We start from the raw sequence: 8,883 nt of genomic DNA, 5'->3' as shown, positions 1-8,883 counted from the left end.
GTCGTCGCGCCAGGCGGCGAAGTAGTAGTACGTCGCGCTCTTCGGCGGCAGATCATGCGGGAGGTAGGCCCACTGACAGCCGGTCCGGCCCTGGTAGAGGATCGAGTTCACGATCTCCCGCATCGCGTAGGCGCCCTGGTGACCGCTGACCGAGCGGTGCCGGTCCTTCCACGCGGTGATCACCGGCTCGATCAGAGCCCACTGCTAGTCGGATAAGTCGCTGGGGTACAGCTTGCGTTCACTCACACCATCACACCAGCAGACGAGCGGCTATGGACCGGCAGACTCCGCCCCGTACCCACACCAACAGGTGACGCGATAACCCATCAAAGAGTCACGAACCGCCCTCTCAGAGCGAATGGGCGTACGCCACGAACGTGGCCCAGGCGTCGGGGGTGAAGCGGAGTATGGGGCCCTCGGGGTCCTTCGAGTCGCGTACGTGGACGGTGTGCGGGGTGCGGGCCACTTCGACGCAGTCGCCGCCCTGCACGCCGCTGTAACTCGACTTGATCCAGGGAAGCTCCGGGCCCAGGTCGTCGGGCTGCTGGATGCTCATAGGTTGCTGGCCACCTGTTCGATGAGACGGACGGATCGCTCGGTGTCAAGGGCCTGGGTGAGCAGCGAGTCGTACCGGTGCCGGTAGTCGCTGACCGCGTCCCCGCTGCTGGTCGCAATCATCCTGCCTTGCGACTCCAGACAGACGATCTGTTTCCGATCGGCCCCTTCTAACAGCACCATATACCCGTCCAGTCCGCAGTGTGCGGCTGCTGCCGTGGGGAGGATCTGGATTGCGACGTTGCGCAGTTTTGCGTTCTCCGCCAGCTTGCGCAGTTGTCGCTGGAGCACATCGCGACCACCGATCTTGCGGTGCAGTGTGGCCTCTTCGATGATGAAGATGAACGCCACGGGTGGCTTCTGACGCGTCAGAAGCGCCTGCCGGGCCAGGCGTGCCGTCACGTGCTGGTCGATGGTCTCGTTGTCGAGAGGTGGGCGGTTGACGCTGATCAACGCCCGCGCATACTCCTGCGTCTGCAGCAGCCCCGGGATCAGCATCGGGTCGTACGAGAGCCTACTCACCGCATCCGCCTCCAGTGTCGCGAAATCCCGGAAGAACGCCGGCAACTGGGCCCTGTCCACCTCCTCCTGCAACTCCTGCAACACACCCCCCGCCCCCACCGCATCCTCCGCGCGCGCCGTGAACTCCGCCTTCGCCGGGCGCCTCCCCTGCTCCACCGACGCGCAATGGTCGACCGAATACCCCATCCGTTCGGCCAACTCGTCCTGCGTCAGCCCCGCCTTCGTGCGGAAGAACTTCAGCAGCCTGCCGTACGCGACCCAGCTTCCCGGCCTGTCGTCGTCGTTGATGCGCTTTCCCCGGCGGCGGTTGTTCCCCATGTGCCCCACGCCCCTGTCTCGTCGTACGCGCGTGCTATCCGGGTACAACGACCCGTCCGTTCGGGGGTTTCGGTGATCGGCTCGTACAAAGCAGCCGCCCTTCTCGTACAGAACGCCACAGCAGTCCGGCGACCCTGCCGCCCCTTCTTCACCCCCGGCACCGTGGGTCCATGCACGCACCGACCGCCGCCCCCACCCTCTCCGCTCTCTTCAGCCCCACCCCCCGCGGGGCCCGGCGCGCACGGCTTCTCGCCGTGCATCAGCTCGGCGCGTGGGGCATTCCCCGGGACGCTCCCACCGCCGAGGCCGTCGCCGTCGTGACCGCCGAGCTGGCCGCCAACGCGGCCGTGCACGGGCGGCTTCGGGGGCGGTACTTCCGGCTGCGGCTGCATCTGAAGGAGCACGTCGTGCGGGTCGAGGTCTCCGACGCGCGCCCCGAACGCCCGGTGCCGACCGCCGTTCCGCCCCGCACCCCCACGTCCGTTCACCCCGAGGGCGACCATGGCCGCGGGCTCGTCCTCGTCGCCGCCTTCGCCGAGCGATGGGGCTGCTACCAGCCCCACGCCGCCGTCAAGACGGTCTGGGCCGAGGTCCGCCGCCAGGGCTTCCGGTAGTCCGCCGGGCGGTCGCCTCGCCGTGTCGCCGCCGCCGGCGGCGGGTGCCCGCGCCGGACGGCGGCCCCGGCACCCTCCGTCAGAACAGCTTGCCCGGGTTCATGATGCCCAGCGGGTCGAAGACCCCCTTGATCTGCCGCTGCAGTTCCAGACCCACCGGGCCCAGCTCCTTCGCCAGCCACTCCTTCTTCAGCAGCCCCACCCCGTGCTCGCCCGTGATCGTGCCGCCCAGTTCCAGGCCCAGGGCCATGATGTCGTCGAACGACTTCCGTGCCCGCGCCGCCTCGTCCGCGTCCCGCGGGTCGAAGCAGACGTTGGGGTGCGTGTTGCCGTCGCCCGCGTGGACGCAGGTGCCGATGGTCAGGTCGTACGTCGCGGCGATCCCGGCGACGCCGTCGAGGAAGGCGCCGAGGGCGCTGCGGGGGACGCAGACGTCGTCGATCATCGTGGTACCGCTGACGGCCTCCAGCGCCGGGAGCGCCGCGCGGCGGGCGGCGAGCAGCAGCTCCGACTCCGCGGTGTCCGCGGCCGGGACGACCTCCGTGGCGCCCGCCGCCGTGCACCGGGCGCCCAGGGCCGCGAGGTCCGCGGCCGGGTCGGGGGTGTCGAAGGCGGCGACGAGGAGGGCCTCCGTGGTCTCCGGGAGGCCCATCTTCGTCAGGGTGTTGACGGCCCGTACGGTCGTACGGTCCATCAGCTCCAGCAGCGACGGCACGTGTCCGCCCGCCATGATCCGGCAGATCGCGTCGCACGCCGCCGCCGCCGACGGGAACTCCGCCGCCAGCGCCAACTGCGGCCCCGGCGCCGGTTTGAGGGCCAGCGTGGCGCCGACCACCGCGCCGAGGCTGCCCTCGGAGCCGACGAAGAGCCGGGTCAGGTCGTAGCCCGCGACGCCCTTGGCCGTGCGGCGGCCGGTGGTGAGCAGGCGGCCGTCGGGGAGGACGACGTCGAGGCCGAGGACGTACTCGGCGGTGACGCCGTACTTCACGCAGCACAGCCCGCCCGAGCCCGTGCCGATGTTGCCGCCGATCGTGCACGTCTCCCAGCTCGACGGGTCCGGCGGGTAGAACAGGCCCTCGGCGGCGACCGCGCGGGAGAGGGTGGCGTTGACGACGCCGGGTTCGACGACGGCGATCCGGTTGACCGGGTCGATCTCCAGGATGCGGTCCATCTTCACGAACGACAGCACGATCGCCCCGTCGTCCGCGTTCGCCGCCCCGGACAGGCCGGTGCGGGCGCCCTGCGGGACGACGGGGACGCGCAGCTCCGTCGCCGTACGCATCACGTGCTGCACCTGGCCGACCGTCTGCGGCAGCACCACCGCCGCGGGCGTGCCCGAGGGGCAGAATCCGGCCATGTCGCCCGCGTACGCCGCGGTGACGTCCGGGTCCGTCAGCACGGCCGCGGCGGGCAGGCCCGTGCGGAGCGCGGTGAGCAGTGCCTCGTCCCCGGCTGTGTCCCTGACTCGCTGATCGGTCATGCCTTCAGCCTGCAACGACTGTGCCTTTCGCGGAACCCCTCACGTCACCCGCGGGAGCTGGCTGTCGAGCCAGTCCGTCAGCGTTTCCATGTACGACGCCGTGATGTGCGACCCGTTGCGGTACACGATCACGTTCCCGATCACCGCCGGGCACGTGCCGTCCTTGCACATCACCGGCTTGGGGTCGATGAGCCCCACCTCGTCGAACTTCGCGTTCGCCCGCGTGCTCACCGGCTCGTAGCCGTATCCGTCGCTCTCCGAGAACGCGCAGTCCTCCAGATCCCCGACGGCACCCGAGACGCACGAGGGGATGTCCTCGGGCGGGTACGGGTTGTCGGCGAGGGTGAGGACCGTGGCGCCGGTGCCGAGGAGATCGTCCAGGGTCTTCTCGTAGCCCTTCTGGTGCGCCTTCGCGCTCTCCTTGCCGCTGAGCCGCTTGCCGTCCTCGACGACGGTCTTGACGTCCTGGGTGCCCGTGATGATCAGGGCCGGGCTCTCGTCCTCGATCCGCTCCAGGGCGTGGTCGCGCCACTTGTCGCACTCGGTGTACGTGCGCTGGAGCTGGTTGTTGAAGACGGTGACCTGCGCGGGGGTGCAGGCCGACTTCGTGAGGGTGACCAGCCGCAGGCCGCGCCGCTCGGTGACCTTCTCCAGCGCGGGCGCGTACTGCATGGCGTGCGAGTCGCCGAAGAGGACGACGGTGTCGTCGCCGCGCGGGTTGCCGTACGCGCAGTCGCCGGACTCCGTCTCCTGCTGCCCGGCCAGGCACCCGTCGTCGTGGACCTTGCCGCGGTCCTCGGTGGCCTTCTCCGGGAGCGGGCGCAGCGCCTTCGCGGTCTTCTGCGGCTGCTCCTCGTCGGCGAGGGCGGCGGCGCCGCGGGCCTGCTCGGCGGAGGCGAGGGCGATCGTCGGGGCGGAGATCCACGAGCCGGCCGCCACGAGCACCGTGCAGGCGGTGCATGCGGCGCCGACGGCCAGGGCCCGGGGGGTGGGGACCAGGACGCGGGCGCGCCGTACGGGCTCCTCCACGAGCCGGTGGGTGAGCGCCGCGGGCAGCGCGGCGGCGGCGACCACGACGAGCATCCAGCGGACGGACGGCTCGCGGTCCAGGGCGAGGGGGACGAAGACGACGGCCGGCCAGTGCCACAGGTACCAGGAGTACGAGATCCGCCCGGCGTAGCGCAGCGGCGGGAGGGACAGCAGCCGGGCCACGGGGTGGACGGCGAGCCCGCAGCCCGCGGCTATCACCGCCGCCGTACCCAGCACCGGCAGCAGCCCCCACGGGCCCGGGAAGAGGGTCGCCTCGTCGAACCGCAGCCCGGCGTACGCGACGGCCGCGAGCCCCGCGGTCGCGAGCCCGGCCGCCGTGAGCGCGCCGGAGCGGGCGGCGGGCAGCGCACGGCGCCAGGCGGCGGCGGGGACCAGGGCGAGGAGCCCGCCGACGGCCAGCTCCCAGCCCCGGGTGAACGTCGAGAAGTACGCGACCCCGCCCTCCTCGGCGCTCTGCCGCACGGCGTGGGCGAAGGACACCGCGGCCAGCGCCCCCAGCACCACCGCCAGGCGCGTCCGCAGGCCGAGGCGGGCCGGGCGTTCCCCGCGGGGGGTCCGGAAGGTCCACAGCACCGCCAGCACGAGCAGCGGCCACGCCAGATAGAACTGCTCCTCCACCGCCAGCGACCAGTAGTGCTGGAGCGGGCTGGGCGCGGCGTCCGCCGCCGAGTAGTCGACCGCCCGGCCCGCCTGCTGCCAGTTCGTCACGTACAGCGCCGCGCCCGCGGCGTCCTCGGCGACGTTGCGCCGCTCCAGCGGCGGCATCCACTGCCGCGCCGCCAGGCACACGGCCAGCACCACGACCGCCGCCGCGGGCAGCAGCCGGCGCGCCCGGCGGCCGTAGAAGCGCAGCAGCGACACCTTCCCGTGCCGCTCCGCCTCGCGCAGCAGCAGGCCGGTGATGAGGAATCCGGAGACGACGAAGAAGACGTCCACGCCGACGTATCCGCCCGGCAGCCAGGGAAGGCCCGCGTGGTAGAGCAGGACCAGCCCGAGCGCCACCGCCCGGAGCCCCTCGACGTCGGGGCGGAACGCCGGGCGGCGCCGCTCGTCTCGCTCGTCCTGCCGTGCAGGCTTCTGCTGCTCCCCTTCGATACGCATCACAATTGCGTATCATCCATATCGCGGAATGGCCAAGCCGGGGTGGGGAAACCGGCGGGATCAGGAGGGGGCCGACCGCCGGTCAGAGGTTGCCGCGCTTGTCCTGTTCGCGCTCGATGGCCTCGAACAGGGCCTTGAAGTTGCCCTTCCCGAAGCCCATCGAGCCGTGCCGCTCGATGATCTCGAAGAAGACCGTGGGGCGGTCCTGCACCGGCTTGGTGAAGATCTGCAGCAGGTAGCCGTCCTCGTCGCGGTCGGCGAGGATCTTCAACTCCCGCAGCTCGTCGATCGGTACGCGGGTGTCGCCGACCCACTCGCCGAGGGTGTCGTAGTACGTGTCGGGCACGCCCAGGAACGCGACACCGGCCGCGCGCATGGTCCGTACCGTGGCGACGATGTCGTTGGTGGCCAGCGCGATGTGCTGCACGCCGGGCGAGCGGTAGAACTCCAGGTACTCGTCGATCTGCGACTTCTTCTTGCCCGGCGCCGGCTCGTTGATCGGGAACTTGACCTTCAGCGTGCCGTCGGCGACGACCTTCGACATGAGCGCCGAGTACTCGGTGGCGATGTCGTCGCCCACGAACTCCTTCATGTTCGTGAAGCCCATGACCTTGTTGTAGAAGGCCACCCACTCGTCCATCTTGCCGAGTTCGACGTTGCCCACGCAGTGGTCGACGGCCTGGAACGTCCGCCGCGCCGGCGGCGTGACCAGGGGCTCGGCGGCGGCGAAGCCCGGCAGGTACGGGCCGTCGTAGCCGGTGCGCTCGACGAGGGTGTGGCGGGTCTGGCCGTACGTCGCGATGGCGGCGAGCACCACGGTGCCGTGCTCGTCCTTCAGCTCGTACGGCTCTTCGAGGCCGGTGGCGCCCTGGGCGACGGCGTGCGCGTACGCGGCGCGGGCGTCGGGGACTTCGAGGGCGAGGTCGATCACGCCGTCGCCGTGCTCGGCGACGTGGGCGTCGAGGAACCGGCCGCGGTCGGAGGCGGCCTTGATGACGGAGGTGAAGACGAAACGGGCGGAGCCGTTCTCCAGGACGTAACCGGCGGTCTCGCGGCTGCCGTTCTCCGGTCCGGAGTACGCGACCAGCTTCATGCCGAAGGCGGTGGAGTAGTAGTGGGCGGCCTGCTTGGCGTTGCCGACCGCGAACACCACGGCGTCCATCCCCTTCACCGGGAAGGGGTCGTCCTGCCGGATCTGCGGAGCGGGCTGATCAATCGTCTCGGTCATGCCCAAAAGCGTCTCCCGGGTTGGCAAGGTGTGCAATAGTTACAGAAATCACTGGACAGATTGACCGGTGAAAGGGCGGGAAGACCGGGCTATCTGTACAAGCTGACCAACGAGGAGCCCGCGAGATGATCGATCAGCTCGACGGCCGGCTGCTGGAACTGCTCGCGAACGAGCCGCGCATCGGCGTGCTGGAGGCCAGCCGGCGCCTCGGCGTCGCCCGGGGAACCACGCAGGCCCGGCTCGACCGGCTGCGGTCGGGCGGCGTCATCCGCGGATTCGGCCCGGACGTCGACCCGGCTGCCCTGGGTTATCCCGTGACCGCCTTCGCGACGCTGGAGATCAAGCAGGGTCAGGGCAGCGACGTACGCAGCCATCTCGCCGGCGTGCCGGAGGTGCTGGAGCTGCATACGATCACGGGCCACGGCGACATGCTGTGCCGGCTGGTGGCGCGGTCGAACGCCGACCTGCAGCGGGTCATCGACCTCGTCGTGGGGTTCGACGGCATCGTGCGGGCCTCGACGGCGATCGTGATGGAGAACCCGGTGCCGCTGCGGATCGTCCCGCTCGTCCGGCAGGCGGCGGGCGGCTCCCCGGACGGTGCCGAGGGGGGTGCCGCGGGCGGTTCCCGGGGCGGCGGTCCTACGGACCGGCCGGTGCGGTGACCTTCGTCACGAAATCATCCAGGTTGCCCCACATGCGCGCGATGCGCTCGGCCTCGGTCAGCGACTCCTCCTGCGGCACGGTACGCAGCTTCGGCTGCCGTTTGCCGCGCAGGTAGAGCGGGCAGGCCAGGTCCGCGCACACGTACACGCCGACCGTGTTCCCCTGCCGCCCCCGCGCGCCCGCCAGCGGGGCGGCCAGCAGGCGGACGCCGGAGGACGAGTGCGCGGTCAGGCAGAGCTGGCACATCCGGGAACGCACGGCGCTGGCGCGGCCCGCGGCCGGGACGCGCAGGGTGATCCCGAGCGGGCCGCCCGGGCGGGGCACGACGAGATGGGCGCGCAGCGGCGCGCCGGGGTCGACCCAGCCGAGGAAGTCCAGGTCCGCCCAGGGCAGCGCGGCGAAGTCGAGCGGCAGCCTGAGCCGGGCGGCGTCGCCCTTGGTGCTGTTCACGAAGGACGTACGGATCTGTTTTTCGCTGAGCGGTTCCACGTCGGCCGACGTTACGGAGATCGCGTACGGACCGCACCCGAATTCCGTACCGGCCGGGCGGGAGGCGCGTCAGCAGCTCGGTACGTCGCCGCCCGACTTCAGCGCCTTCAGCGACGCCACCGCGTCCGACAGCTTCTCCACGGGCACCAGCCGCAGCCCTTCCGGCAGCTCCGACTCCGCGTCGGCGCACTCCGCCTTCGGCACCAGGAACACCGTCGCCCCGTCACGCTTCGCGGCCTGCGTCTTCAGCGGCACGCCGCCGACCGCCCCGACGGTGCCGTCCCGCGCGATCGTGCCGGTACCGGCGATGATCCGTCCGCCGGTCAGGTCGTCGGGGCCGAGCTTGTCGACGATGCCCAGGGCGAAGAACAGCCCGGCGCTGGGCCCGCCGACGTCGGTGAGGCGCAGCTCGACGTCCACGCTGCCGGGCTCGCGGCCGAGGTGGTTCAGGGCGGCGGTGACGGCGGTGTTCTGCGACTCGCGCATCTGCTTCGCGTTGTACTCCCGGATCTCCTTGCGGGAGTCGCCCACGGGATAGACCGAGTCCTTCGGCATCACGGCCTCGTCGGTGGCGAGCCAGCCGGAGGCGATGTCCACGAGACGCAGATCGACCTCCGGCCCGGTCGCGGCGATCGTCGTCATCCGCAACTCGCCGTCGGTGGGGTGCTGTTCCGCCCCGGAGACGGTGATGACGGGACTGCCCCGGTGGTCGCCGAGCACGTCTGCGGTCATTCCGGGCTTGGCGAGCGAGAACGGCAGCGGGGCGAACGCCGCGGCGGCGAGGAGTCCGGCCACGGGCGCCGCGGCGAGCGCGAGGGTCACACGACGAGGGGGCACACCACCAATCTACGGTGCCGCACCGC

At 71.3% G+C, this 8,883-nt stretch carries 10 protein-coding genes; 2 read left to right on the top strand and 8 right to left on the bottom strand.

The window, feature by feature from the left end:
* The 3 genes from I003_RS33145 to I003_RS0124990 form a co-directional block, all read right to left on the bottom strand.
* A partial coding sequence (locus tag I003_RS33145) for a transposase (RefSeq protein WP_158689017.1) occupies positions 1–195 on the bottom strand: 195 nt, incomplete at its 3' end.
* Positions 196–349: 154 nt separating this feature from the next.
* Complete coding sequence (locus I003_RS0124995; RefSeq protein WP_027774014.1) at positions 350–556, bottom strand: DUF397 domain-containing protein; 207 nt, start codon at positions 554–556, stop codon at positions 350–352.
* Complete coding sequence (locus tag I003_RS0124990) at positions 553–1,395, bottom strand: Scr1 family TA system antitoxin-like transcriptional regulator (protein WP_027774013.1); 843 nt, start codon at positions 1,393–1,395, stop codon at positions 553–555. The genes I003_RS0124995 and I003_RS0124990 overlap by 4 nt, the downstream gene beginning before the upstream one ends.
* A gap of 170 nt (positions 1,396–1,565) precedes the next feature.
* Between I003_RS0124990 and I003_RS0124985 the strand changes: the two genes are divergently transcribed.
* Positions 1,566–2,009 (top strand): ATP-binding protein, encoded by a 444-nt coding sequence (locus tag I003_RS0124985; RefSeq protein WP_027774012.1) that lies wholly within the window; start codon positions 1,566–1,568, stop codon positions 2,007–2,009.
* A gap of 79 nt (positions 2,010–2,088) precedes the next feature.
* Here the strand turns inward: I003_RS0124985 and I003_RS0124980 are convergent, their stop codons facing one another.
* From I003_RS0124980 to hppD, 3 genes are all read right to left on the bottom strand, one after another.
* The gene (locus tag I003_RS0124980; RefSeq protein WP_027774011.1) at positions 2,089–3,489 is read right to left on the bottom strand and encodes an FAD-linked oxidase C-terminal domain-containing protein; all 1,401 of its coding nucleotides are present in this window, start codon (positions 3,487–3,489) and stop codon (positions 2,089–2,091) included.
* Positions 3,490–3,528: 39 nt separating this feature from the next.
* Positions 3,529–5,640, bottom strand: a complete 2,112-nt coding sequence (locus tag I003_RS0124975; protein ID WP_027774010.1) for an SGNH hydrolase domain-containing protein — start codon at positions 5,638–5,640, stop codon at positions 3,529–3,531.
* Positions 5,641–5,722: 82 nt separating this feature from the next.
* Positions 5,723–6,868: a 4-hydroxyphenylpyruvate dioxygenase gene (hppD, locus tag I003_RS0124970; RefSeq protein ID WP_027774009.1), complete on the bottom strand. Its 1,146-nt coding sequence runs from the start codon at positions 6,866–6,868 to the stop codon at positions 5,723–5,725.
* 125 nt (positions 6,869–6,993) lie between these two features.
* Between hppD and I003_RS0124965 the strand changes: the two genes are divergently transcribed.
* Complete coding sequence (locus I003_RS0124965) at positions 6,994–7,530, top strand: Lrp/AsnC family transcriptional regulator (RefSeq protein WP_027774008.1); 537 nt, start codon at positions 6,994–6,996, stop codon at positions 7,528–7,530.
* On the opposite strand, the gene I003_RS0124960 is transcribed toward I003_RS0124965, so the two are convergent.
* Together I003_RS0124960 and I003_RS0124955 are read right to left on the bottom strand one after the other, a co-directional pair.
* The gene (locus I003_RS0124960; RefSeq protein ID WP_027774007.1) at positions 7,508–8,020 is read right to left on the bottom strand and encodes an FBP domain-containing protein; all 513 of its coding nucleotides are present in this window, start codon (positions 8,018–8,020) and stop codon (positions 7,508–7,510) included. The genes I003_RS0124965 and I003_RS0124960 overlap by 23 nt on opposite strands.
* Before the next feature lie 69 nt (positions 8,021–8,089).
* The gene (locus tag I003_RS0124955; RefSeq protein ID WP_027774006.1) at positions 8,090–8,842 is read right to left on the bottom strand and encodes a S16 family serine protease; all 753 of its coding nucleotides are present in this window, start codon (positions 8,840–8,842) and stop codon (positions 8,090–8,092) included.
* Positions 8,843–8,883 lie beyond the last annotated feature (41 nt).

Source organism: Streptomyces sp. CNQ329 (assembly GCF_000482585.1).
The sequence above is the reverse complement of the archived record's forward strand: the minus strand, read 5'-3'. Positions and strand labels throughout refer to the sequence as shown.

Coding starts and splice junctions, on each gene's coding strand:
- I003_RS0124975 (WP_027774010.1), bottom strand. CDS start 5,640: ATGCGTATCGAAGGGGAGCAGCAGAAGCCTGCACGGCAGGACGAGCGA.
- I003_RS0124980 (WP_027774011.1), bottom strand. CDS start 3,489: ATGACCGATCAGCGAGTCAGGGACACAGCCGGGGACGAGGCACTGCTC.
- I003_RS0124985 (WP_027774012.1), top strand. CDS start 1,566: ATGCACGCACCGACCGCCGCCCCCACCCTCTCCGCTCTCTTCAGCCCC.
- hppD (WP_027774009.1), bottom strand. CDS start 6,868: ATGACCGAGACGATTGATCAGCCCGCTCCGCAGATCCGGCAGGACGAC.
- I003_RS0124965 (WP_027774008.1), top strand. CDS start 6,994: ATGATCGATCAGCTCGACGGCCGGCTGCTGGAACTGCTCGCGAACGAG.
- I003_RS0124995 (WP_027774014.1), bottom strand. CDS start 556: ATGAGCATCCAGCAGCCCGACGACCTGGGCCCGGAGCTTCCCTGGATC.
- I003_RS0124990 (WP_027774013.1), bottom strand. CDS start 1,395: ATGGGGAACAACCGCCGCCGGGGAAAGCGCATCAACGACGACGACAGG.